The organism is Tetragenococcus solitarius NBRC 100494 (genome assembly GCF_001544195.1).
GTDB lineage: Bacteria > Bacillota > Bacilli > Lactobacillales > Enterococcaceae > Tetragenococcus > Tetragenococcus solitarius.
On sequence record NZ_BCPY01000038.1, the window covers coordinates 1 to 23220 of the forward strand.

General features: G+C 34.8%; 27 protein-coding genes, 1 tRNA gene and 1 pseudogene. 20 read left to right on the forward strand and 9 right to left on the reverse strand.

Going from position 1 to position 23220, the window contains the following annotated elements:
• Positions 1 to 106 precede the first annotated feature (106 nt).
• The 5 genes from TS1_RS09880 (at position 107) to TS1_RS09900 (ending at position 2484) form a co-directional block, all read left to right on the forward strand.
• The gene (locus TS1_RS09880; protein ID WP_068710299.1) at positions 107 to 547 is read left to right on the forward strand and encodes an Lrp/AsnC family transcriptional regulator; all 441 of its coding nucleotides are present in this window, start codon (positions 107 to 109) and stop codon (positions 545 to 547) included.
• A gap of 14 nt (positions 548 to 561) precedes the next feature.
• Positions 562 to 882: a winged helix-turn-helix transcriptional regulator gene (locus TS1_RS09885; protein ID WP_068710301.1), complete on the forward strand. Its 321-nt coding sequence runs from the start codon at positions 562 to 564 to the stop codon at positions 880 to 882.
• Between the two features lie 427 nt (positions 883 to 1309).
• Positions 1310 to 1708: a nuclear transport factor 2 family protein gene (locus TS1_RS09890; RefSeq protein WP_068710303.1), complete on the forward strand. Its 399-nt coding sequence runs from the start codon at positions 1310 to 1312 to the stop codon at positions 1706 to 1708.
• Positions 1709 to 1720: 12 nt separating this feature from the next.
• Positions 1721 to 2104: a nuclear transport factor 2 family protein gene (locus TS1_RS09895; RefSeq protein ID WP_068710305.1), complete on the forward strand. Its 384-nt coding sequence runs from the start codon at positions 1721 to 1723 to the stop codon at positions 2102 to 2104.
• 5 nt (positions 2105 to 2109) lie between these two features.
• On the forward strand, positions 2110 to 2484 hold the full coding sequence (locus tag TS1_RS09900) for a nuclear transport factor 2 family protein (RefSeq protein ID WP_068710307.1): 375 nt from the start codon (positions 2110 to 2112) through the stop codon (positions 2482 to 2484).
• Between the two features lie 41 nt (positions 2485 to 2525).
• Here the strand turns inward: TS1_RS09900 and TS1_RS09905 are convergent, their stop codons facing one another.
• Positions 2526 to 2855 (reverse strand): MerR family transcriptional regulator, encoded by a 330-nt coding sequence (locus TS1_RS09905; RefSeq protein WP_068710309.1) that lies wholly within the window; start codon positions 2853 to 2855, stop codon positions 2526 to 2528.
• Positions 2856 to 3021: 166 nt separating this feature from the next.
• Between TS1_RS09905 and TS1_RS09910 the strand changes: the two genes are divergently transcribed.
• Entirely contained in the window at positions 3022 to 4197 is a 1176-nt protein-coding gene (locus TS1_RS09910) for an MFS transporter (protein WP_068710311.1), read from the forward strand.
• A 15-nt stretch (positions 4198 to 4212) separates the two neighbouring features.
• Positions 4213 to 4950, forward strand: coding sequence for an NAD(P)-dependent oxidoreductase (locus TS1_RS09915; RefSeq protein ID WP_068710313.1), 738 nt, complete (start codon positions 4213 to 4215; stop codon positions 4948 to 4950).
• A gap of 270 nt (positions 4951 to 5220) precedes the next feature.
• Here the strand turns inward: TS1_RS09915 and TS1_RS09920 are convergent, their stop codons facing one another.
• Complete coding sequence (locus tag TS1_RS09920) at positions 5221 to 6039, reverse strand: LysR family transcriptional regulator (RefSeq protein WP_068710315.1); 819 nt, start codon at positions 6037 to 6039, stop codon at positions 5221 to 5223.
• 124 nt (positions 6040 to 6163) lie between these two features.
• Between TS1_RS09920 and TS1_RS09925 the strand changes: the two genes are divergently transcribed.
• Positions 6164 to 7183 (forward strand): zinc-binding dehydrogenase, encoded by a 1020-nt coding sequence (locus TS1_RS09925; RefSeq protein ID WP_157061664.1) that lies wholly within the window; start codon positions 6164 to 6166, stop codon positions 7181 to 7183.
• A 92-nt stretch (positions 7184 to 7275) separates the two neighbouring features.
• Here the strand turns inward: TS1_RS09925 and TS1_RS09930 are convergent, their stop codons facing one another.
• Positions 7276 to 8187, reverse strand: a complete 912-nt coding sequence (locus tag TS1_RS09930; protein ID WP_068710317.1) for a DMT family transporter — start codon at positions 8185 to 8187, stop codon at positions 7276 to 7278.
• 144 nt (positions 8188 to 8331) lie between these two features.
• Between TS1_RS09930 and TS1_RS09935 the strand changes: the two genes are divergently transcribed.
• Positions 8332 to 9657, forward strand: coding sequence for an aminotransferase-like domain-containing protein (locus tag TS1_RS09935; protein WP_169792374.1), 1326 nt, complete (start codon positions 8332 to 8334; stop codon positions 9655 to 9657).
• 128 nt (positions 9658 to 9785) lie between these two features.
• On the opposite strand, the gene TS1_RS09940 is transcribed toward TS1_RS09935, so the two are convergent.
• Both TS1_RS09940 and TS1_RS09945 read right to left on the reverse strand, forming a co-directional pair.
• Positions 9786 to 11198: a sensor histidine kinase gene (locus TS1_RS09940; RefSeq protein WP_068710321.1), complete on the reverse strand. Its 1413-nt coding sequence runs from the start codon at positions 11196 to 11198 to the stop codon at positions 9786 to 9788.
• 1 nt (position 11199) lies between these two features.
• Positions 11200 to 11904, reverse strand: a complete 705-nt coding sequence (locus TS1_RS09945) for a response regulator transcription factor (RefSeq protein ID WP_068710323.1) — start codon at positions 11902 to 11904, stop codon at positions 11200 to 11202.
• A 151-nt stretch (positions 11905 to 12055) separates the two neighbouring features.
• On the opposite strand from TS1_RS09945, the gene TS1_RS09950 reads away from it, so the two are divergent.
• The 6 genes from TS1_RS09950 to TS1_RS09975 all read left to right on the forward strand — a co-directional run bounded on the left by TS1_RS09950 (position 12056) and on the right by TS1_RS09975 (position 15828).
• Positions 12056 to 12778, forward strand: coding sequence for an ABC transporter ATP-binding protein (locus tag TS1_RS09950; RefSeq protein WP_068710325.1), 723 nt, complete (start codon positions 12056 to 12058; stop codon positions 12776 to 12778).
• 29 nt (positions 12779 to 12807) lie between these two features.
• Entirely contained in the window at positions 12808 to 13518 is a 711-nt protein-coding gene (locus TS1_RS09955) for an ABC transporter permease (protein WP_068710326.1), read from the forward strand.
• Positions 13515 to 14282, forward strand: a complete 768-nt coding sequence (locus TS1_RS09960) for an ABC transporter permease (protein WP_068710327.1) — start codon at positions 13515 to 13517, stop codon at positions 14280 to 14282. The genes TS1_RS09955 and TS1_RS09960 overlap by 4 nt, the downstream gene beginning before the upstream one ends.
• Before the next feature lie 5 nt (positions 14283 to 14287).
• Positions 14288 to 14563 carry a hypothetical protein gene (locus tag TS1_RS09965; protein ID WP_068710329.1) on the forward strand — a complete coding sequence of 92 codons (276 nt, stop codon included), beginning with the start codon at positions 14288 to 14290 and terminating at the stop codon, positions 14561 to 14563.
• Between the two features lie 130 nt (positions 14564 to 14693).
• A complete protein-coding gene (locus tag TS1_RS09970; protein ID WP_068710331.1) occupies positions 14694 to 15290 on the forward strand; it encodes a TetR/AcrR family transcriptional regulator in 597 nt (198 codons plus the stop codon).
• Between the two features lie 13 nt (positions 15291 to 15303).
• Positions 15304 to 15828 (forward strand): GNAT family N-acetyltransferase, encoded by a 525-nt coding sequence (locus tag TS1_RS09975; protein ID WP_068710333.1) that lies wholly within the window; start codon positions 15304 to 15306, stop codon positions 15826 to 15828.
• A 316-nt stretch (positions 15829 to 16144) separates the two neighbouring features.
• Here the strand turns inward: TS1_RS09975 and TS1_RS09980 are convergent.
• Positions 16145 to 17235, reverse strand: a pseudogene (locus TS1_RS09980) (ABC transporter permease).
• Entirely contained in the window at positions 17222 to 17953 is a 732-nt protein-coding gene (locus TS1_RS09985; RefSeq protein ID WP_068710335.1) for an ABC transporter ATP-binding protein, read from the reverse strand. The pseudogene TS1_RS09980 and the gene TS1_RS09985 overlap by 14 nt, the downstream one beginning before the upstream one ends.
• Positions 17954 to 18237: 284 nt before the next feature.
• Here TS1_RS09985 and TS1_RS09990 point away from each other — a divergent pair, with 284 nt between their 5' ends.
• Complete coding sequence (locus TS1_RS09990; protein ID WP_169792375.1) at positions 18238 to 18657, forward strand: TetR-like C-terminal domain-containing protein; 420 nt, start codon at positions 18238 to 18240, stop codon at positions 18655 to 18657.
• Positions 18658 to 18898: 241 nt separating this feature from the next.
• Positions 18899 to 20077, forward strand: coding sequence for an SAM-dependent methyltransferase (locus TS1_RS09995; protein ID WP_068710337.1), 1179 nt, complete (start codon positions 18899 to 18901; stop codon positions 20075 to 20077).
• A gap of 59 nt (positions 20078 to 20136) precedes the next feature.
• On the opposite strand, the gene TS1_RS10000 is transcribed toward TS1_RS09995, so the two are convergent.
• The gene (locus TS1_RS10000; RefSeq protein WP_068710339.1) at positions 20137 to 20619 is read right to left on the reverse strand and encodes a GNAT family N-acetyltransferase; all 483 of its coding nucleotides are present in this window, start codon (positions 20617 to 20619) and stop codon (positions 20137 to 20139) included.
• A gap of 37 nt (positions 20620 to 20656) precedes the next feature.
• A complete protein-coding gene (locus TS1_RS10005; RefSeq protein ID WP_068710341.1) occupies positions 20657 to 21187 on the reverse strand; it encodes a GNAT family N-acetyltransferase in 531 nt (176 codons plus the stop codon).
• A gap of 432 nt (positions 21188 to 21619) precedes the next feature.
• Between TS1_RS10005 and TS1_RS10015 the strand changes: the two genes are divergently transcribed.
• The 3 genes from TS1_RS10015 to TS1_RS10025 all read left to right on the forward strand — a co-directional run bounded on the left by TS1_RS10015 (position 21620) and on the right by TS1_RS10025 (position 23175).
• Positions 21620 to 22525, forward strand: a complete 906-nt coding sequence (locus tag TS1_RS10015) for a glycine betaine ABC transporter substrate-binding protein (protein ID WP_068710346.1) — start codon at positions 21620 to 21622, stop codon at positions 22523 to 22525.
• A gap of 272 nt (positions 22526 to 22797) precedes the next feature.
• A complete protein-coding gene (locus tag TS1_RS10020; protein ID WP_068710348.1) occupies positions 22798 to 23055 on the forward strand; it encodes a DUF6275 family protein in 258 nt (85 codons plus the stop codon).
• Positions 23056 to 23101: 46 nt separating this feature from the next.
• Positions 23102 to 23175, forward strand: a tRNA-Asn gene (locus TS1_RS10025).
• The last annotated feature ends 45 nt before the right edge of the window (positions 23176 to 23220 follow it).

Consider the following 23220-nt stretch of genomic DNA (forward strand, 5'->3'; position numbering starts at 1 on the left):
AGAATTAATACAGAGAGAATAAGCTAAAAAAGGAAAAGATGATGTTTTTCTTTAAATAATGAGAAGTTTAGGGTAAGATACCTATTAAAAAAAGGGGAGAATACCCGTGGATGAAATTAATAAGGAAATTATTCGTATACTACAAAAAAACGCTAAAATTTCTATGAAAGAATTAGCCGAAAAAGTACATATGGCGCCACCAACAGTGATTGAACGAGTAAAAAAATTAGAAGAATCAAGGGTTATTAAAGGATACTCTGCCAATATTTCTTTAAAGAAAATGAAACGAGAAATTACCGCCATGGTTTTATTTAAGTCAAAAGATTGCCAAGGTTTATATAATTTTTGCAAAGATCACCCGGATGTTTTGGAATGTTACCGGGTGGCTGGAGAGGTTAGTTATATCGCTAAAATAGCCACAAATTCTGTTGAAGGATTAGAACAATTTATTGACGATTCTATGCAATTTGGTACACCATCCACCAATTTAATTTTATCGTCTAGTAAAAAAGAGTTTATTGAATATTTTGAAACAGAAGAAACTTAAAGGAGTGAACTCATATGACAACACTTTGCCCATCAACACAACCAGCATTTGTTCAGGCATTATCGATTATAGAAGGAAAATGGAAATTAAGGATTATCTATGAATTAGCATGTAAAGAAGTATTGCGCTACGGTGAATTAAAAAATAATGTATGTGAAATTACGCATAAAATGTTAAGCAGTCAGTTAAAAGAATTAGAACAAGATGGTATGGTTATTCGTAAAGAATATCCTCAGGTTCCACCGAAAGTGGAATATTCTCTGTCTGACAAAGGAAGACGATTCATTCCAATCCTTAATGAATTATGCTCTTTTGGCGCAGAAATCAGTATGTAAGATGAGAAATTTCATAATACAAAGGAATGAAGTAACTAGCTGTATCTCTCATTACTCACCTTTTTGTAAGTATCGCACAAAAAAGTGCGATATTTTTTTATCTGTTGGGAGATGGTATTCTTTTATTAAGTTATCGAAAGATAGGTGTTCGATGGAAATAAATTGGATGAATGGTTTCTCATTGTTTTGAACTGAAAGCAAGAAAGAAACCAATAATAAAAATTGTAAGGCATCTGTTACTGTTTTAGACGTAATTTTGGTTTATGTTTTCATAGATAGTTTTCAGCACACCAGAATGGAGTTTTTTATGAGTATAGAACATTTACATACGTGGGCATTTCTTCTCCTAGATTTTCGAAAACATTCTACAATAATATGAACTAAAGTATACAGATACTACTGCATAAAACTCTTACGAGGTGAAAAGATGAAAAACTATAGAAAAGTCGCAAACGATTATTTTAAAGCAGTGGAAGAACAAAAGTTTAAAGGTATTATGTCCTTATTTGATGAAAACTGCGTGTTATATTTTGCAGATACGGGCGTTGTGAGAGGGAAACAAGAGTATATAAAGCTGAATCATAATTTATCAAATGAAGAAAGTAGCTTTCAATTTCGCGCAAATAAGCTTCATTATCGCTTCGAGCGATTCAAATATACACAACAAAGGAATCGATTGGTGGTTGAAGGCGTCGAATATGGAGAAAATTTAGATGGATTTCCAATTAAGGATAATAAATTTTGCAGTGTTTTTGAATTTGATGAGCAAACACAGTTAATTACTCGGATGTATGTATATACTGATCCCAAGTTTGGTATTAATTAAGGAGATTTGAAGATGAATGTAGATATTAAAAAAGTTGCCATGGCTTATTTTGAAGCAGTAGAATCAAGAAGTCATGAAGCAATTATGGACTTGTTTGATGAAAAGTGTGGAGTGTTTTTTGCCAACTTTGGCGTTTCCTATGGACGTCAAGCGTTTGAAGAAGTGAATAAACAATTAGTCCAACAATTCAAACAATTATTTTTTAAGAAAGAGGAGTTTATCTTTACTGTGCAAGACTATCGTGTAGTAGTAGAGGGGGTAGAGTACGGAAAATTAGCAAACGGGCAGATAATCAAAGATAATCGTATGTGCAATGTCTTCGAAATTAATCCTGTGACCGGGCTAATTACTCGGATGTATGCCTATACTGATCCCAATTTAGGACTGAAGGAGTAAATCAAATGACTGATGAACAGATTAAGCAGTTAACCAAATCCCTCATTCAAGGGGGAACAAGCTATGATATCGAATTTCTAAAAGAAATCTACGATGATTCATTAAAGTTTATTCGAATTTCTCTGGATAATTCTGTTGAGATATTGACTAAAGACGATAATATCCAATTTTTTCAACATTTAAAAGATTCAAAGGCTAAGCCATTGAACACCCAACACCAAATTTTATTCGCTGATAATGATGGGAAGATGGGAAATATTATTTTAAAAAGAAGAATGCAGCAGTTCGATATGGACCAAGAATTTTTATTTAATATTACATGGAAAAATAATGATGGCAATTGGAAAATTATTCGAGAGGTCGTCTTTCTTTTAGAATGACATGAATTAAAAAAAGGTTGGGGAAAAAGCCCAACCTTTTTTTACTCATCTTCAAGCGTATCTGCTAATTTTTTGAAAGCCTCGTCCATAGCGATCATCCGTTTTTCTACCTTTTTAATTGCAGAATCCAAAGTAAAACCTTCATCTAACATTTCTTGTATTAAAAGCATTTTTTTGACATTCAAGTAATTGTAACGACGAGTAGAACCTTCTGTTTCATTTTCAGATTGAATGGCCCCTTTGTCTTCCCAATATCTAATTTTTCTTGTAGGAATTCCTGTGATTTCAGAGACCTCACCAATGCCAACGACTAAGCGTTTCAATAAATCAAAGTCTAACAAAGCTGAAAGATCATTATCGTTTGCATTCATTTTTTTCACCTCGCACTTAAAATCACTATATTTGTAACTATTTTACAACAAAAGTAAATAATCTACAAATTACTGTTGACTATTTTATGTAAATAAAATACAATGTTTGTAACTTATTTACAAATAAGGGGCTTAATTTACATAAGTGTTAGGAGAGAGGCTAAAAATGAATCAGGAAAGATCAGTAATAAATATAAATGACTCATTATTGTCTGTTATTTTGTTTTGGTGTGGTTTGGTTATTGTTGCTAGTAATTATATAACTATCCCGATGATGCCAATTTTAAGTCAAAGTTTTCAAGCAGGAATTAGCCAAGTGGCTTGGTCAGGGACAGCTTTTTCACTTTTTTATGCAATCGGATGCTTATTTACGGGTCCTTTATCCGATAGATTTGGCAGAAAAACGATAATAATTGTAGGATTGCTTTTGTTGGCCCTTACGACAGAAGTATTGCCAATGGGAAGTAGTTTATCGTGGTTAATCATTCGGAGAGGACTCGAAGGCTTAGCAGCTTCAAGCTTTGCTCCAGTAGTCGTTGCATATATTATAGAAAAATTTGCACCACAAAAAAGGGGAACTATAGTGGGAATTGTTAGTTCAAGCTTTTTAGTTTCTGCAATTATCGGTCAAATAGCAAGTAGCTATTTAAGCCAACATTTTAGCTGGCAGTCTGTTTTTTATGTATTTGGTTTTTTCTATGTTATTACCGCGATTGTCGTTGCTATGTTTGTTCCTTCAGTATCAAAGAAGGCGAACCAGAATCATTTACATTCTATGTTCAGAAATTTCTTTCAATTATTTTTTTCTAGAAACTTGTTTAAAGTTTATGTGATTGCGATCATGTTATTACTTACCTTTGTTGCTTTTTATAGTGTACTTGGTGAATATCTAGTAGAAAAATTTGCATTAAACAGTAGTGATATATTTAATGTGCGAGTTGTAGGAATTTTTGGGATGCTGCTCGCTCCATTTGCTGGACAATTGGCTAATAAATTTACAATTGAGCGTTTATTGAAATATGCTTTAGCATTGGCTTTGGTAGGAATGCTTTTAGTAGGAATGAGTCAAAATTTAACTTTCTTAGTAATGATGAGTGTCATTTTTGTAGGGGGAATTGCGCTAACTGTTCCGACACTCATTAATCTAGTTGGACAATTAGGAGAAGAAAAACACAGCTTAGCAGTTTCTCTTTATACATTTGTTCTCTTTATCGGTGCGAGCTTAGGTCCTTTAGTAGCTGTTCAATTATTAAAAATTGGGAACTACACTTTTTCTTTTTTGTTTTTAGCATGTTTATTTTTCATTGGGTGGTTGATTTCGTTAACGGTAAAAGCAACGTAAGAGGAGGAGCAGCTTATGAAAAGAGTTCTGGTCCTAGGTGCAACTGGAAAGATGGGGCAATTAGTACTAAAAGAACTAGCTGATGATCCTAGCATTCAGCCAGTCGCAGCCTTAAGAACAGCAGAAGACAAACAACGTTTACCTAAGCTAGCAAAAAATACAGTGGAGACTGTTATCGTAAATATAGAGGATCTAACGAGTTTAAAAAAAGCGGTCCAAGATATTGATGTGCTTGTTCATGCAATCCGTTTACGAGGGGATATCTCTGAAAATGCGTTAGTTGAATTAGATAATATGATACGAAAAGCTATTGTTGCCAAAAAGAAAATTCCGATAGTGATTGTTGGAGGTGCGGGTTCTCTTAAAAAAGAGGATGGAAGTCGATTTTGGCAGGATAGCCGATTTCCTACCGTAACATTGCCTAGGGGGATAGCTCATACAAAATTAAGAGAGCACTTAGAACAACACTCTTTTAAAGATCCTTGGGCTTACCTTATCCCACCTCCTACTTTTGTCCCTGAAGGAAAAAGACTAGGAAGTTATCAGAAATATTGTCCTGATGACAATAGAAATAAATCAATAAAGTATGTATTTAATTTACGTGTTCCCAAGAAAAAAGCAAACCTACTAATTGAAGAAGAATTTTTGACAAAAACGATTAGTTACGCAGATTTTGCTTTAGCGCTAGCTGATGCAGTAAAAGAAAGCTGGCGAGGTGTCTATCTGATTGCTTCAGAAACAAATATAAAATAACTTACTATTTTCTGGTTAAAATTTTATCTTTTTTATGCTTACTGATTTTGAAAAATGACTTATTGAAGGGGGGTTAAATTAACGGCTGTTTCGAAACGGAAGCTAAATTTTTATTATTAGAGTTTTTTAGATAATACAAAAAGAACCAACCACTTTTTAAGTCGATTGGTTCTTTATGCAGAAAAAAAGATTATTAAGGAAAATAAAAATGTCGTTTGTATCGATACAAATAATACAGCTGTATTATTTTTCGCTTCCTTTTTTACCTAATTAGCGATTGAAGAATTGAACGATTGGCTGTTGACTTTTTGCTGTTACGACAATGGTCCGTTTTAATTCTGGAATAGGGATTTGATCTACGTCCAGATGACTTAAATTTTTAGCAATAAGTTTTGGTACAATTGTCAGCCCCTCTTTGGCTAATACATAACCATATAAAAAATCGCCAAAGGGAACGGTTTTTACCAGATTGATATCATTTCCACTTTGTTTGACATAAGAAAGGATTCGACTGTTTGAATCACATGGAGCAGCATGTAAAATCATTGGAAACGATTGTATTTCTTGCCATGTTAGACCCTTGTTGTGTCCCAATTGATAACTTTTAGGTGCAATTACTATGTACTCTTCTGTAAACAGTGTTTCCTTATTGAATTTTTCATTACTAAATGTGTTATCGATTAATGCAATATCTATCTGATTATTTCCTAATGAATCGACTAAAGTTTCAGAGCCGTTTTGAATGAAAATACTATGTTCATTGAAGTGCATTGTTGGAAGGTATGAAGTTGCTAAACTAGGTAAACAACCAACACGTAAGTTTTTTGAGCGAGCGAAGGTATGCATTTCTTGCTCGATAGCAGCAGCTTGAAAAAGTAAATTTTTTGCTTTTTTATATAGGCAGTCGCCAGCTTCAGTGACAGTTATGCCTTTGGCAGAGCGGTAGACTAAAGGAACATCGAACTTATTTTCTAAGTTTTTTAATTGTTTGCTTAAGGCTGGTTGAGATATGTGTAATTTTTCGGCTGCTTGTGTAATACTTTTTTCTTCTGCGATGATAGTAAATGTTTCTAACCATTCCAAGTTCATAAGTTTTCTCCCATAACAATTGGTTATCACTATGATAACCAATTTGTATTTCCTTTTTTAGTATAACCACTATACAATAAGCCACATATTAATGATAGATTTTTGTTTATATAGGTAAGAGTAAATGTCTGATAACAAAAGAGAATGGAAAGAGGTTTTTAGTTTGAAAGCTGTTGTATTTAATGGGAATAAGGAACCTTCATTTAGTGAATTGCCAGAGCAGCAACCTAAAAAAGGTGAAGTAAAGGTTCGTCTGAAAGCAGCTGGCTTGAACCGACGAGATTTGTTTGTGCTTAAGGATTCGTTAAACGAGCAAAAGCAGTTCATCCTCGGATCCGACGGGGCAGGGATAGTCGAATCGATAGGCGATAGTGTTTCAGCAGTTCATCTGCAAGATGAAGTGATTATTAATCCCAGTTTATACTGGGACAAAATAGAAGTCGTTCCCGAGCTACCTCAAATTTTAGGTTCACCAACAGATGGTACATTTGCAGAAACAGTCATTGTTCCACAAGAAAATGTTTATTTAAAACCATCCTTTTTGTCATGGGAAGAAGCTGGTGTACTATCTTTATCCGCTTTGACTGCTTACCGTGCATTATTTACAAAAGGACAACTACAGCCAAAACAGCATTTGCTTATTCCTGGGATTGGAAGTGGTGTCGCTACCTATGCTTTAAAATTTGCAAAAGCCATTGGGGCAACGGTAACTGTCACTTCAAGAAACGAACAAAAATTACAAAAGGCGAAAGAAATTGGTGCTGATTATTTACTAAATACAAATGAAGATTGGCAGAGAGTTTTTCAATATAGGAAGGCTGATTTAATTTTGGATAGTATAGGGAGCGCAACCTTTCCTAAGTATTTTGAGGTATTAAAGCCTAATGGAACTATTGTAAATTTTGGTCAGAGTTCTGGTTCAGAGGTGGAACTATCTTTAAAAGAATTTTTTTACTCTCAGTTTAACCTTTTAGGTACTTCTATGGGAAGCAAAGAAGAGTTTGATCAAATGATTCAATTGGTAACAGATTATAAAATCAAGCCGATCATTGATCGAACATATCAACTAAGCGAGTATAAACTTGCTTTAAAAAGAATGGCAGCAGGGCTTCAATTTGGCAATATTGCATTTACCGTCAATTAATAAAGAACCAAGCAGAGTCTTCGATAGTATCGGGGACTCTGCTTGGTTGTAGAAGCACCGAAGAGATTTTTGAAAAAATAGTATGCGCCAAATCATTTCTTTTTTTCATAAATGCGACGGGGCCGGTTATGAGTATTTACAAGTAGAACGCCTAAGATGATGATAATCGCTCCTATAATATGGTAGTAATGAAAAGGTTCGTTTAAGATGATGATTCCTGATAAAATAGTAATAAGAGTAGCTAGGTTATTAAAGACACTGACTTGAATAACGGGCAATTTTGATACAGCAAAAATGGATAATAAAGAGGTTCCAGCGGTTGATAAGACCCCTAAAAATAAAATGGATAACAAATAAGGAAGTTTTGTCATAGAATGGGCGTATTCATTTAATGATCCATTTTGGATGAAGTAGATACTATTAAAGAAGATAAAGCCCACAAAAATAATATATATCGTCACTTGTAGAGGGGATACTTTTTGTGTGACGCTTCTTGACATGACTTGATAAACAGCTGTTGCTAGAATAGATACGACAATCAGTAAATTTCCTATCAGATGAAATTCATAGTTTCCAGAACGGCTCATTAACTGTAAAAAGATAACGCCGGCAATACTTAAAAAAATACCGATGCCTTGTATTTTTTGGATATGTTCTTTTAGAAATAAACTGGCAAGTAACACGGTTATGGCTGGAGCGGTCGCTTGGATAATTCCCGCTTCTGTAACAGTCGAATGATCAAGTCCTAGTATCTGGCTGCTAAAAAATATTAACGGATAAAATAAGGAAATGAGAAATACAAGAGCGGTTTCTCTTGGGTTTAACCGCAATGAAACAGACTTTATTACACAAAATACAAGTACACCTAAAAAAGCAAAAGTAAAACGTTGGGCTAATATGAGTAACTGTCCTTCGTAAGTTAAAGTGATTTTGACAAACATAAATGACAAACCAATAATAATAGAAAAAATTGTGGCGGCTAATAGGGCATTATTTTTTTTCATAGACATCCTCCTTGTGTTTTATCATAAGGAAAAATAAACATGTATAGAAAAATGATTTATCCCGTTGTATCGATACAAACAAATCAAGTAACAGTTATCCTAAAGTTGCTTTATGGTAGTCTGGAGACAGAAGGAGGGAATCAGGTGTATAAATATCAGTCTATTGCTCATCAGATTTTACTTCTTATTGAAGAAGGGAAGTATGAAGAACAGCTACCCCCGGTTAGAAAGTTGATGGAAGTTTTTGGCGCAAGTCAATCGACTGTAACACACGCTTTACAATACTTAGTAACGATGAATCAAATTTACGCAAAAGCAAATGTGGGTTATTTTGTTCTCTCTGTCAATCATAAAGAAGCTACTGTTGAAAATAGCTATGACTTTTCTACTGCCTCTACTTCTTGGACAGATTTCCCTTGGGAAAATTATTCGCAATGTTTAGAAATTGCGATTCAAAATAAAAAGACAGAGCTATTCACTTATGGAGACATAGCTGGTAATGAAGAATTGAAGGATTTGTTTCAGACATTATTAGAAGAAGAACAAATTTTTACTAAGAACGAACGAATCATGATAACAAGTGGTTCGCAGCAAGCTTTGCATATTCTTTCTTTGATCATAATGACTAGAAAAAAATCTATTCTGATAGAACAGCCAACATACAGTCAGATGGTTCATTTGATTGAACGCTTACAATTGAATCATGTCATTTATAGTCGCGATTGGAATAAAATACAAATCAAGGAACTGGAAAAAGTGATCCAAGAAGAACGGCCTGACTTTGTCTATCTAATGCCGCGCTTACATAATCCGCTGGGAACAACAATGACTGAGCAAGAAAAAAAGAGTGTTCTAGCTTTATCAGAAAAATATGACTTTTATATTATCGAAGATGACTATTTAGGAGACTTTGAGGGAGGGAATCGCTATCAAACACTTTTTGAATTAGATGTTCATCAGCGGGTGATTTATTTAAAGAGTTTTTCCAAAATTATGTTTCCCGGACAACGTCTAGGATTAGCGGTTCTTCCTGAAAGTTTACTTGATGATTTCCAAAGTTTTAAAGAAATTAGTGATATACATACAAATTCTTTAAGTCAGATCATTATGCAAACATTTATCGAAAGTGATTTGTACGCTCATCATAAGGATAAAATTGTGCTGAAACATCAACAAAAAGCCAATGAACTTCGAAAGGGATTAAAAAAATATTTTTCGGCCTATTCATTTAATGATAATAATCAGATGCATACAGTCATCAAATTACCCAAACAAATCAATATGAATAAATTGCATGAAGAGTTGATTCAACGTCAGATATTGGTGGATAATTATAAGGTCAATTATTTAACCGGCTATACACAAAATCAAAAGTTTCTTAAATTGAACACAACGAGTATTCCAGTGGATAAAATCGATGAAGGGCTTCAATTGATTCAAGAAGCAATTAAAGTCAGTAAAACGCTGTAAAAATTTCCAGCTTTCTTTCTAACAACTAATGGTTGTTGTTAGAAAGTTTTTTTGTTATATAAAAAATTAGTGCTATTACTAATCCTTTTAGTAACAACACTAAATATTATAGACCCAGAAAAGAGTGCTCAGTTTATCGGAGCTTGAGGAATTACTATAGTCACTGAAAAACCGCCCTGTTTGCTTTTTTCTAAAAATATTTTTCCATTATGTGCTTCAATGATTTGACGAACGATGCGTAAACCTAAGCCGTGAGACTGCTCAAGTTTTGTATTTTTACTAAGCAAGCCTTGCGAAGAATTGTTCAATTGTTTGAGCTGTAAATCACTAACTCCTACGCCATTATCTTCAACTATAACCAGAATGTCATTTCTTTTTGCTTTGATCGAAACATAAATCGTACAACCATTGGGATTGTGTTCGATTGCATTTTGTATCAGGTTTGTAATGGCTCGTTTGAATAATTCTGCATCTGCTTGGATTAAGCATGAATCTAGGAAGTCATCAAAAAACCATTTAATATTATACTTTTCATCAAGATTGTTATTGATAAACTCTACGATAACCTGTCGTACCAAAGAGAGAAGATTCACTTTTTCTAAATGGATCGGTTGCATACTGTATTCTAGTTTTGAGGAAAGATTTAGGTCGTTGACCAACTGTTTGATTTTCTGACTTTGAGTGAAAATAATTTTTGACTTCTCTCTTTCTTGTTTTGAAAGCGACAAACTATCTGCTAACTGACTAGCGTAACCTACGACCATTGAAAGAGGGGTGCGGATATCATGAGAGATTCCAGCAATCCAATCCGCTCGAGCTGCTTCTTTTTTGCTTAATTGTTTTTCTTGTTCTTCAAGAACTTTTGACGTTTGGTTGATGTTTTCTGCCACTTCTGAAAGGGGTCCTTTTTCACGGACTTTTTCATGCAGTCCTGTCGGTAAGTTTTTGATTCCTTCTACAAGAGGAACCACAGAACGGACCATTCTTCCACTAAACCAAAGATAGATGAACAAGATAACAATAATATTGACTGTTAAAACCACTAGCAGGATTTGTGGCACATTGACGATAAATCGATAACTCCAGCTAGGGGTCATCATTTTCCAGTAACTTGTCTTTGGAAAGCCAAGAATTAGCAAATCTTGGTCGACTTCACCGGCATAAGTTGGATACCCTTTGATATATCCTAATGTTAGGTCTGAAATATCAGCTAGAGAATACGTCTGCGGGATGTTTTCCGGAAGATTATCTGTCTGCCAGACAACTTTTTGACTTTTTTCGTCTACAATAATTCCCCACACATGATCGGCTTCGATTTTTTCCAAATAGAATTCATCTAATTCATAGTGATTATTAGTTGTTGTAAAATGATTCGCAATTTTTTGCGTGTATTTGTAAGGAGAGCTGCTATACGAAGCTTCTCCGGAAAATTGTTGGTGGAAGATAACGATAGCTAGAATGGCATTTGCTGTGAGTAACAATAGGATGCTTAAAACCAGTAAACCAATAGATCGACTGATAAATTTCGGTACGCTTTTCATATCAAGAATCCTCCACAATCAATTTGTAACCTAGTCCTTTAACCGTAATCAGGGAAACAGGATTGGAAGGCTGCTTTTCTATTTTTTGACGAATCCGTCGGATATGTGCCATCAAGGTATTTTCGTAGCCAAAAGGATTTTCGCCCCAAGCAGCTTCACACAAAGCGTCTATCGTGACAATACGCCCAGCATTATGGTACAAAGCTTTAAGCAAGGCATGTTCTTTTGCTGTCAAAAAAAGCGTTTTTTCTTCTTTAATTATCTCGGCACGAGCAAAGTCGATCTGGCAGTTTTTTAATTGCACTAAAGTAGGTTCTTCTTTATAAGTTCTCCTAAGAATAGCTAAAACTCTAAAAACTAATTCTTTGGGTAAAAAAGGTTTTACCAAATAATCATCTGCACCCAAGCCTAATCCGGTTAGCCGATCTGTATCTTCTCCACGTGCAGTTAAAAAAATGGTCGCAAAATCTGTTGTCTGTTTTAATTCTTTCATTAATGAGAAACCATCGCCATCAGGCAGCATGACATCTAAAATCGCTAAATCAGGGGCCGTCTTTTGTACAACTTCGACGGCTTTTTTTACTGTATTGGCCGTATCAATTTGTTTAAAACCTTCTTCTTGTAAAAATGAAACCACCATTTCTAATAATTCTGGTTCATCATCTACAATTAAAATTCGTTTCTCTTTTAGATAATCTTCGTTCATTTTTCCACCTTCTTTAACATTACTTTTATTGTAGCTTATTTTCTTTAAAATTTGTTTGATTCAGTGAAAATGTAAGGTAGAAGTAAGGAAAAGAGAAGGAGGATGTAAGGTTGGTTCAGTAAACTCGAAGTAACAAAGGAGGAACCAAACCATGAATGTGATTGTAACAGAAAATTTAAGTAAAAATTATGCTGATTTTACGGCGGTATCAAAGGTGAATATCCAAGTTCCTAAAGGAAAAGTCTACGGGCTATTGGGACCCAATGGCGCAGGAAAATCGACGCTAATGAAAATGTTTTTAGGCCTTACCCAACCGAGTGGTGGAGCTTTTACAATAAATCATAAGCAATATCCGCAAAATCGTAATGAAATCCTAAAAGAAGTCGGATCCTTTATCGAAGCACCTGCTTTTTATGGCAATTTAACAGGAGAAGAAAATTTAGATATTATTCGTCGAATTTTGGGCTTACCCAAGGCTTCGATTGAAGAAGCGTTGTCTATTGTAGGATTAGGGAAATGGAAAGCTCGACAAGCCAAGAAATATTCTTTAGGAATGAAGCAGCGCCTTGGCTTAGCGATTGCTTTGATTGGTAAACCTGCGATTTTAATTTTAGATGAGCCGACCAATGGCTTAGATCCAGTGGGTGTACACGAAATTCGGACACTCATTCAAACTTTACCGGAAAAACTACAATGTACGGTGATTCTTTCGTCTCATCTACTCTCAGAAATCGAAAGAGTTGCTGATACGATTGGAATTCTAAACCATGGAAATTTGTTATTTGAAGGCAGTATTGATGAATTAAAAACGAACTTTCATTCATCGGATCGAACAGAAGGTAACTTAGAAGATACTTTCTTGCAGTTAGTTTAAGAAGATAATATCCGAAGGGGGATTAAGGCATGAACTGTTTCTTAGAATTCAAGAAAATCAAGCGAACCGGATTATTGCTAGCGTTTGTCTTAGGTGGCCTTCTCGCAGCTGCCATCCCCATCTTAAGGCTGATACTATCAGATCAGAACTTGCCAAATGTTGAACCTATGGAAAAATTACTGACAGATAATTGGCAGATGCTGGCGATGTTAAACTCCTTCTTGATAATCACAGGGGCTTGCTTACTTTATTCTATAGAATACTCGGAACATGCTTTGGAAAAGATGAAAACTTTACCTATTAAAGAGAGCAGTTTGTTTTTTAATAAATCCTTATTACTAGCTTTCTTGTCAACCATTGTTCTTTTTTTGGAGATGATTGCCATCGTAATCGCTACTTATCAATGGTTTGACTTTTATGAGAATTTTGGAATAGGACTTATGAAAAATTTTGGCTATCTTTTCTTCATGCACTTGCCAGCAGTTTTTCTTGCTTTGGTTATTGCGTCATTATTCGAGAATATTTGGGTGAGCCTTGGAATCAATGTAACTGCGGTCTTTTTAGCGACTATGATTTATCAAAAAAGCTTCGAACTTTCCTTATTTCCATTTGCTCTACCTTTTCAAACATTATTTGAGACCGATCAAGAAATGTATAAAATTATCGCAGCGATTGTGGAAATTTTGGTTTTGTCACTCATCGAAGTACTAATTATAAAGTTTAGGAGGAGAACAAGATGAACATGCTGACACTTATAGGAGTGGAATTCAAAAAAATTAAGCGTTCTAAGATTCTTTTGATTTTATTTTTAGCTATGCTGGTTGTATGGTTTCCTGCCTTATTAAATGCAGACATGAATTTTGGCATGGAAAATGGCATTACACCTGAACATAATTTTTTTATTCAGGGACTAATGGCGTTGGTTTGGTTCATCTACCCTGCAAGTATGGTAGTGGTTACTTTACTAATCAATCAGAATGAAAAAAACAATCAAGCTTTGACGAAAATGTTATCTTTACCGATTGCTTCAAAACGGATGAGTCTCGCAAAATTTATCGTGCTATTAGTATTAGCGGCTATTCAACTTCTCTTTACCATTGGTATTTACTATGTGGCTGCTTATTTGATGACAGCAATGACCGACTATAATTTTGTACTGGGCCTCTTATTAGTGCTCAAAGAAATTGGATTGATTTATCTCACTTCTTTACCAATGCTGGCTTTTTACTGGTTCCTTTCTGTGGTTGTACAAACACCAATTTTTGCCATTGGTATTGGGTTAGCTACGATTGTTCCTTCGGTTTTGATGATTAATTCTGAGTATTGGTATATCTATCCGTTTTGTTATTCCTATTATATGGTGGTTTCAGAATACGGTAATTTGGCGCCAGGATTTGGTACATTTAACATCAGCTTATTTCCTTGGATTCCTATTGCTTGTGTTATGATGGTCGGCTTTTTAGTACTTGCCAGTATTTGTTTTGGCCAAAAAGAAAGGAAATGATTCCTATGAAAGAGAAGCTAATAACAGTAATGAACACTTTAGTAGTGTTCATCCCTTGGACGATTTTACCAATCAGGATGTTTGATTGGGCATTAAAAAGTCCAAACGCGGAAAATATCATTTTAAGTTATGCGATTTTTATGATTATTGGAGGGATTTTTACCATCACAACTTACTCAAGTATGGCAGAGAAGGATTATTGGTTAAAAATCTGTCTGGTAGTAAATAGTTTTTATTTGTGCTTTGGTTTATTTGCAGCGAGTATGGTTTTATTTCAATAAAATTTTTGAATAAGATGAAGCTTAAAAGTTGGTAAAAAGGGAAGAATCCATTGAGTTGTTTGACAATAAGTTCGTTTCCGTTTACAATAAAATAGACAACATTGTCTATTTTATTGTAAGGAGATTCTTTATGCCACGAGTAAGTGAAAAGTATTTGGAGTCAAGGAAAAATAAGATTGCTAAGTCTGCCATTAACGTTTTTGCTAAAAAAGGATATACCAATACCTCGATGAAAGACATTATGAAGGAGGCTAATGTGTCTCGGGGTGGTTTATATGCCTATTTTGAAAATATCGATGCAGTATTTATCGCTGCATTAAAACATGATGATGCGGTACAAGCTCAAGGTTTATTAAGAACTGATGTTAGAGAAAATTTCTTTACTCAATTAAACGATTGGATATATGAGATGGTTGCCTCCATTACGGAAGAAGAAACAAACCTAGTGCGTGCAAAGTCAGAATTTTTTCTTTCTCATAATATAGAAGAAGTTCCTTATTTACGACAAAGACATCAAAAGCTTTCTCAAAATATTCAACAATTTATCCAACTTGGAATTAAAAGCGGGGAGTTTAAAGAACAAATCGATCTCAATGCTTTTTCTGAATTACTCATCTCTATGATAGATGGTCTTATGTTACATCGTTATTATCAATCTACTTCTGATGCAGATAGTTCGGCTATACTTCAACAAATGAATGAGATGTTACAAAATAGTTTAACTTGAGGAGTGCAGTAAAATGTTTGAAAATGAAACGATTAAGTTGCGGAAATTAACGACTGATGATGCTAACGTTTATCACAGTTGGTGTAATGATGTGGAAGTTATGGAAAATACGAGCCTTCATTTAGATATGCACACTTTAGAAGAAACTGAACAATTTATTTCAGAAATTGCCTCTCAATCGAACGCCAAGGGTTATATGATTGAACATAAAGAGACAAAACAAACTGTGGGGATCGTTTCTCTAGTAAATATTGATGATAAAAACCGTTCAGCTGAATGTATTATTGATATTGGTGTGAAAGACATGTGGAATAAAGGTATTGGGGCTTCGGCAATGGCATTAATCCTCGAATTCGCTTTCCTTGAATTAAATTTACATCGAATTTATCTACAAGTCTTTTCTTTTAATAAAAGGGCAATCAAGTTATATGAAAAAATGAGATTTACATATGAAGGCAAGCAACGACAAGCACTTTATCGGAAGGGAAAGTGGCATGATATTGTGATGATGAGTATTCTAGAAGATGAATATTTCTAAATCCATCACTATTAAATACAAAAGGAACTAAAAAAATGCTTTTCTGTAGCTTACGCAAAAGCAAGTAGGTTGGAATTGTCTCCTCCTGCGGATACTGAAATTATAGAAGCAAGTTAAAAAAATGCTTAACGATAAATGTTACTTCAATAGGTATATATCATGATAAAAACAACCGTTTATTGACTATCAAAACAAAAAACGCAGAGACCGATTGTTAATCTCATAAAAATAGAAGTAGAAGAGGTGATTATAATGAGTTTCTCTTTTACTTCTATTTATTTACCTTGTAATTGTCGAAAATAGGATAGCTTATGGACTATACTTTTCTGTATTTTTTAAGACCGACGATATTTAAGATAGTAAATATCACAACAAATAACAAAAGGATACCTAAGTCTAATTTGATATCGTCAACCCCCTGTCCTTTAACCATGATTGCTGAAAGAGCGTCACCGCCATAGCTTAATGGCAGGACGTATCCAATTTTTTGAACCCAATCGACCATGGTATCAAACGGAATGATCCCCGAAAAAAGACTTGCGGGATAACAACTAGGGGAATAAACTGTACCATTTGGAACTCCGAGTTAGCAAAAGTAGAAACAAAAATGCCCATGACTAAAGCAACAAGCGCAATTAAAATATTTGTTGCTAATACCCAGCCAAAGTTTCCTGCAATTTCTAAATTAAGTAAATAAACGGAGTAAAGTACGATGATTAAAGTTTGGATTATCGCAAATATTCCATAGCCTGCCAGGTACCCAAAGATAATTTCGCTTCTTCTTACAGGGGTCGCCAGTAAGCGCTCGAGTGTCCCGGAAGTACGCTCTTTTAACAAAGCGATCCCGGATATTAAGAAAACAAAGAAAAAGACAAAAAATCCGATAAGAATCGGAAGAATTTTATCAAAAAATGAACTATCTTTACTTCCATAAACATAAGCATTTTCAACGGAGAAGTTTTCTATTTGTGGAGATTGGCCTGTTGTTGCAGCGAGTTTTTGCACTTCTTTTGATAATTCTTTTAATTTATTACTTGTGAGCGCCTGGTTAAATAAGTTTTGGATTTGTGTTGTATTGTTGGGATCTTCATTTTCATAGGTAATGTTAAAAGTCGAATCGTACAATGTAATAAAAGCATCTAAGACATTATTTTTTATTGTTTCTTTCACTTTATTATCTTGATCATACTTTTCCATTTTTACCTTATCTGAAGGAAAAGCGTCAATGACTGTTGAAGGAACGGACGAATTATATCCAATTTTTACGTGTGTTTCTGAGTTAGAGTCAAAGACAAAATTCATCATCGTAAGAATGAAAATAGGGGCAATTAACATAAGGGCCAGCGTTCTTTTGTCGCGGACCAATTCTTTGACAACTCTAATGACAATGGCTTTAAAACGAATCATTTTCTGTTCCCTCAGCTTTCAAAAAGACTTCTTCAATGGAATGCGCCGTAAATTTTTCTTTAAGTTCATCAGGTGTTCCCATGGCTAGTAAGCCGCCATTAATAATAAGCCCTACTTGGTCACACATTTCCGCTTCATCCATCACATGTGTGGTTACAATAATGGCTTTTTGTTCTTTGACTAAATGTCGTAATTGCTTCCAGATTTCAACACGCAAACTTGGATCAATTCCCACCGTAGGTTCATCCAGCACTAATAAATCCGGATCTGAAAGCAAGGTAATCGCTAAAGAAAGTCTGCGCTTCATGCCGCCTGAATAAGTAGAAACCAGCTGATTGGTGGAATCTTGCAGGTTAACGAGCTGCATATTTTTTTCAATAGAACGAGTAAGTGCGTCGCCTTTGATTCCCATAAGGTTGCCAAAGAAGGTGAGGTTTTCTTTAGCGCTTAAATCTTCATATAAAGCATCACTTTGTCCCATATAACCGACATTTTCTAACAGCTGGCGGTTGGGCATTGGTGTATTAAAAATTTCTGCCGTTCCTTGGTCTAACTTTTCCATCCCTAGTAAACACTTAATCGTTGTTGTTTTACCAGCCCCGCTAGGACCGATCAAGCCAAGAATTGTTCCGGCTTCTAATTGTATAGATACATTTTGCAAAACTTTTCGTTTATCAAATGTTTTATTTGCATGCGTGATTGCTGCGATGACAGCCATATAAAGTCCCTCCATTTTAATGGACATGATGTTAATTAGTATGTATGGTGAATAGTATAAGAGTAAATGAGACGAATGCAAGCAAAAAATTGAGTTAATAGACACTTTGAAAAAGTTGCCCAGTTTTAGGGAGGTAAAAATGACACATAAAAAGAATAATTTTCGGTTTATAAAAACAGAAGATAAAATTTTGCAAGCCGTGTTTGTTTTACTGCGGGAAAAAATTTTGATCAAATGACTATAAAAGATATATGCAGTCGAAAGTGAGTCGGAGCGGGTTTTATTTGCACTATGTAGATAAATATGAGCCGGTAGTAAATTATCAAAAAGCAAACATGGAAAAAAGAGCCAAAGGAGCCGTTATTTTTGAAAAAGCTATGTATCCAGACAAAAGAACGTTTATAAAAAATGCCATTCAGTTTTTACATGAAGAAGGCCAAGTATTGTCTTTACTGCTTTCTAAAAACGGTTCGACAAAAATTCAGGAAAAGGTCAAAGTTATGCTAGGGGAAAATGCGAAAAGAAATATCCTTCCGCATGTTACATTGCCAATAAATACTGAAATAACTGAAAAATATTTGACCGCTTTTATGAGCAGCGCTATTCTAGGAGTCATCCAAGAATGGATTGACACTGGGCAAAATGAAACTCCTGAAGAGGTGATTAACGAGTTAATGCAAGTTTTTTCTATCAACTTTGTTTAGTTTAAAAAATGAAGGAATACTTTTCTTTTACTAAAAACTACGGTCATTGCTTATATAGAAAAAGGTTGCAAGGGGAGAACGTTTCTGTTTACGAGCGAAATCGATAGTGTTATATTTATTTTATTGATCTAAAATTGTTCTGCTAGTAGGACGAAACTCGTTTCTTATTAATGAATTTGCAGAATGGTTAAGACAATATTTGAGTATCATACATATATTTTATAAAGATGGAGTGTTTTGAATGTTAGAAAAGAAAACTTATGATAAGCTTTTAGGCCATGCTTTTGATATCCCGGTTAAAGTGGACTATTGGGATGGCACAAGTGAGGTTTACGGTGAAGGTTCGCCTGAGGTTGAGATCGAGCTAAGAAAAGCTATCCCCATCAAAGAGCTAACATCGCTTCCCACTTTGACTTTAGGCGAAGCATATATGAATGGAGATATCGAAGTAAGAGGGAGTCTACAAGAACTTGTTGCTTCTGCTTATCGTAGTGTAAATAGTTTTATTACGGATAATAGCGGATTTTTAAAATATCTGCCAAAAATCTCACATTCTGAAAAAAAGTCTAAACAAGATATTCAAAGTCATTATGATATCGGGAATGATTTTTATCGTCTTTGGTTAGATAAAACGATGACCTATTCTTGTGCTTACTTTAAAGATGAAAATGACACGCTTGAACAAGCGCAAAAAAATAAAGTACGTCATGTTTTGACAAAATTAAATCCGGAACGCGGAAAAACATTAGTAGATATCGGTTGTGGCTGGGGGTCTGTACTTTTTATGGCAGCTGAAGAATTTGGCCTTAAAGCGACTGGAATCACATTAAGCCAAGAACAGTACGACCAAGTCAAAGAAGAAATTAAAGCTAGAGGCCTAGAAGGACAAGTTGATGTTTATTTAGAAGATTACCGTGAAGTTGAGGAAAAATTTGATTACGCAACTTCCATCGGGATGTTTGAACACGTAGGAAAAGAAAACTTACCTAAGTACTTTGAACAAGTGCAAAAGTTACTTGTACCTAATGGACGTGCATTAATTCATGGAATTACGGGACAACATGAAGGTGTAGGAACTGATCCGTTTCTTGCAAAATATATCTTCCCAGGTGGATATATCCCAAATGTTGCAGAAAACTTAACCAATATTATGAACGCAGGTTTGCAATTGACAGATCTTGAACCGCTAAGACGTCATTATCAAAAAACACTTGAAATCTGGTACCAAAACTATTCACAACACATTGACACGGTAGTGGAACGTTATGGCGAACCATTTTCCCGTATGTGGTCTCTTTATTTGCAAGCTTGTGCTGCCTCATTTGAAGCAGGCAACATTGATGTTATGCAATATCTATTAGTCAATGGTACGAGCGGTCAAGGTCTACCGATGACTAGAGAGTATATGTACAAAAAATAGAAATATGAACGTTTAAAAAACTAGTCAGATAGTTACTCATCTGACTAGTTTTTTCTGTTTTACAAATCAAGTTGCATATAAATAGCGTCTTCTACTGGACTATTATTGTAACTTTTGATTTCGTAGAATCCACGTTTTTTATAACTAATCATTGCTGCGTTTAAAAAAGGTAAAGTATCTAACAACATATGCTTGTAACCAATTTGGCGTGCTTCTTCAATGATTTTATCGATTAAATGCGCTCCGATATGTTTTCTTCTAAAAGCAGGACGTACATAAAGCCGTTTCATTTCACAATAGTGGTCATCCAGTTTTTTTAAACCAATGCAACCCGCTAGTTGACTGTCATAATAAGCTAGGTATAAGCGACCTTCGGGCAGACCATATTTTTCTTCTAAATGGTCTAATTCATCTGTATAATTTTGAAGCGTTAGATAGTCGTTCATTTGCTCATTTTGTGTGGTTAACATATGGGTGTATTCAGCAAACAGTTTCTTAATTTCATAAGGATGTTCGTATGCAACTATGATTTTTATTGCCATTTTTAATCGCCTCCGCTCTAGAATTAACTTGACTTCTTTATTCGTTAAACGCTTCTAGATAGCAAATAGTCCCTTGTACGTTTTTTAAGCTGTTCGGATATAATTCTTTTATAAAATAAGCTTCCTCAGGAACAGGAAAAGGCGCTTGTATATAATAATGTCTAGCTAATTGATAACCAAATTTTGAATAATAGGCAGGATGCCCTAAAATACTGATAAAAGGATAATCTTCTTGTTTGGCTCGAGTTTCAAGCTCCGTTAAAATTTTAGCGCCAATTCCTTGGTTTTGTTCTTGAGGTAACACTGCTAACGGGGCCAGACAAAGTCCAGTACTCATTGTTTCATCATCTTTACAAACAGAAACTTCGCTTAAAAGTCCATGGCCAACGACAGTATCGTTTTTTAAAGCAACAATTTCGAAATAACTTTGATAAGTTGGATCTTTTCTTAAGTTAGCAACAAGCTCTGCTTCATTTCCGTAACCTTCTTCAGTATTTGTAAATGCTCTTCGGATAAGGCTGTCTACAGCTTGGTAATCAGAAGGTTCAATTGTTTTTAATGTAACCATTATTTACTCCTTATATTGCAATTTTTGTTTATTCTTTTGCTTCATTCTACTAATTTATGGCAAAAAAATAAAGCAATGCTAGAGTATTTTGCTTATGTTCAGCCTTTATGTTAAGTTGAATGGTATGTGAATGCGAAAACGGCGCATTATTGTGGCGCCGCAAATTTGGAACTTTCAAAACTTTTGAAATTATGCCAAGTAATATAAAAGAATTATGTTGCTTGGTTGATGGAGGTGGTGAAAGCAAAAATTCGGATCCACTAAGAATAAGAATGGCTTCAGTAAAACAATTATTTTTGAAAGTTTTGTTATCGCTCACACAAAGGATTATAGAGACTAAATCCGATGGATCTGATAATAATGAAGTCCTAAAAATGTAAGATTTTATTTAAAAGGTAGTAACAAATAGTAATCAGAAAGGTGTTGTATTTTGTGAACAAATTAAAAATATTATTGATTTTGGGATTAGCCCCTATTTTTTTACTTGCTGCTTGTGATAATGGAGAGACAGAAAATTCTACTGAGGCTCAAGGGGATATTAATTATAGCGAAGAAGTAGATTATACAATTACAGGGATTGAGCCTGGAGCAGGTATTACGGAAGTTTCTTATGATACACTGGACAGTTATGATAACCTTGCTGGGTGGAATCTTGAAGAAAGTTCAACAGCAGGAATGCTTGCACAGTTAGATAATGCAATAAAAAATGAAGAACCCATTGTTTTTACCGGTTGGGTGCCTCATCATATGTTTATTGAATATGATTTAAAAATGTTGGATGACCCTCAAAACACCATGGGGGATTCTGAAGCGGCCCATACGATTACACGTTTAGGACTAGAAGAAGATATGCCTAGTGCTTATGAAATACTCGATGCCTTTAACTGGGAGTTAGACGATGTGGAAGAAATAATGTATGAAGCAGAAAATACGGATGTCGAAACAGCTGCTTCCAATTGGATGGAAGATAATCAGGATAAAATTGAAGAGTGGACAGAAAACGTAGAAGAAGTAAATGATGAAGAAATTGAGCTTGTTACTATGCCTTGGGAAGCAGAGCAAGCATCTGCAGCTGTGATGGAACAAGTATTAAGTGATTACGGTTATGATGTTACCGTTACAGAAGTAGATCCTGCGATTTTATTTGAAAGCCTTGCTGGTGGTAGTGCAGATGCAAGCGTTGCTCCAGCATTACCGGTGACACAAGGCCACTTGTATGATAAACACGAAGACGAGGTTGTTGATTTAGGACCAAATTTGGAAGGATTGCAAAACGGTTTTGTGGTTCCAGAATATATGGACATTGACTCTATTGAGGATTTAGAACCCAAAGAATAGCACTCTCTTATAAAAATTCCGCGATTAAAAAAAGAGAATTTAAGTGAAGTGAGCCCCAACAATTTAACTATTGGGGCTCACTTCAGAGATGTATTCTTTTTTATTTGCGTCACTGTAAGTTTTGCTAGCAATTCAAAGCTTATAATTTGCTGATTTAAAAGTAATTTGTTATATTAAACTTGTAGTTGCTTTGGTATAGCTTATTGTTACTAACGTATGTGTAGTGTGATTTGCTGTCCGAGTTAAAGATAAATCAAAAGGGGAGAAAAGAATTGCAACCAAAAGATTTTTTGAAGACAAGTAAAAGTATTATTCGCGATTATATCGATGAACAATCAGATAAAAGTGAAGAAACGCCAGAATTTCATATTTATACTGTTTGGGCTTCTAAAACATTGCAAAATAATAAAGCATTGTTAAGAACTACTTTGTCAGATGACATGTATTACGAAGCCACCTATGATGGAGATAAAGGCGAAATTTACTTGGATGCATATAAGCAAGTAAAACATATCTCCCGTAAGGTCTAGGTTATTATCAGGCCTAGACCTCACTTATTTTTTGTTATTCCATTATTCCGGCATAGCTCAGTTGGTAGTAGCGCATGACTGTTAATCATGATGTCGTAGGTTCGAGTCCTACTGCCGGAGTCCGTAAAGTTAACGTCCAAAAGATGGACGTTATTTTTTTGAATG

Bases quoted from the DNA above. Each gene is read 5' to 3' on its own strand.
- TS1_RS09885 (WP_068710301.1), top strand. From the start codon at position 562: ATGACAACACTTTGCCCATCAACACAACCAGCATTTGTTCAGGCATTA.
- TS1_RS09890 (WP_068710303.1), top strand. From the start codon at position 1,310: ATGAAAAACTATAGAAAAGTCGCAAACGATTATTTTAAAGCAGTGGAA.
- TS1_RS09895 (WP_068710305.1), top strand. From the start codon at position 1,721: ATGAATGTAGATATTAAAAAAGTTGCCATGGCTTATTTTGAAGCAGTA.
- TS1_RS09900 (WP_068710307.1), top strand. From the start codon at position 2,110: ATGACTGATGAACAGATTAAGCAGTTAACCAAATCCCTCATTCAAGGG.
- TS1_RS09905 (WP_068710309.1), bottom strand. From the start codon at position 2,855: ATGAATGCAAACGATAATGATCTTTCAGCTTTGTTAGACTTTGATTTA.
- TS1_RS09910 (WP_068710311.1), top strand. From the start codon at position 3,022: ATGAATCAGGAAAGATCAGTAATAAATATAAATGACTCATTATTGTCT.
- TS1_RS09915 (WP_068710313.1), top strand. From the start codon at position 4,213: ATGAAAAGAGTTCTGGTCCTAGGTGCAACTGGAAAGATGGGGCAATTA.
- TS1_RS09920 (WP_068710315.1), bottom strand. From the start codon at position 6,039: ATGAACTTGGAATGGTTAGAAACATTTACTATCATCGCAGAAGAAAAA.
- TS1_RS09925 (WP_157061664.1), top strand. From the start codon at position 6,164: ATGTCTGATAACAAAAGAGAATGGAAAGAGGTTTTTAGTTTGAAAGCT.
- TS1_RS09930 (WP_068710317.1), bottom strand. From the start codon at position 8,187: ATGAAAAAAAATAATGCCCTATTAGCCGCCACAATTTTTTCTATTATT.
- TS1_RS09940 (WP_068710321.1), bottom strand. From the start codon at position 11,198: ATGAAAAGCGTACCGAAATTTATCAGTCGATCTATTGGTTTACTGGTT.
- TS1_RS09945 (WP_068710323.1), bottom strand. From the start codon at position 11,904: ATGAACGAAGATTATCTAAAAGAGAAACGAATTTTAATTGTAGATGAT.
- TS1_RS09950 (WP_068710325.1), top strand. From the start codon at position 12,056: ATGAATGTGATTGTAACAGAAAATTTAAGTAAAAATTATGCTGATTTT.
- TS1_RS09955 (WP_068710326.1), top strand. From the start codon at position 12,808: ATGAACTGTTTCTTAGAATTCAAGAAAATCAAGCGAACCGGATTATTG.
- TS1_RS09960 (WP_068710327.1), top strand. From the start codon at position 13,515: ATGAACATGCTGACACTTATAGGAGTGGAATTCAAAAAAATTAAGCGT.
- TS1_RS09965 (WP_068710329.1), top strand. From the start codon at position 14,288: ATGAAAGAGAAGCTAATAACAGTAATGAACACTTTAGTAGTGTTCATC.
- TS1_RS09970 (WP_068710331.1), top strand. From the start codon at position 14,694: ATGCCACGAGTAAGTGAAAAGTATTTGGAGTCAAGGAAAAATAAGATT.
- TS1_RS09975 (WP_068710333.1), top strand. From the start codon at position 15,304: ATGTTTGAAAATGAAACGATTAAGTTGCGGAAATTAACGACTGATGAT.
- TS1_RS09985 (WP_068710335.1), bottom strand. From the start codon at position 17,953: ATGGCTGTCATCGCAGCAATCACGCATGCAAATAAAACATTTGATAAA.
- TS1_RS09995 (WP_068710337.1), top strand. From the start codon at position 18,899: ATGTTAGAAAAGAAAACTTATGATAAGCTTTTAGGCCATGCTTTTGAT.
- TS1_RS10000 (WP_068710339.1), bottom strand. From the start codon at position 20,619: ATGGCAATAAAAATCATAGTTGCATACGAACATCCTTATGAAATTAAG.
- TS1_RS10005 (WP_068710341.1), bottom strand. From the start codon at position 21,187: ATGGTTACATTAAAAACAATTGAACCTTCTGATTACCAAGCTGTAGAC.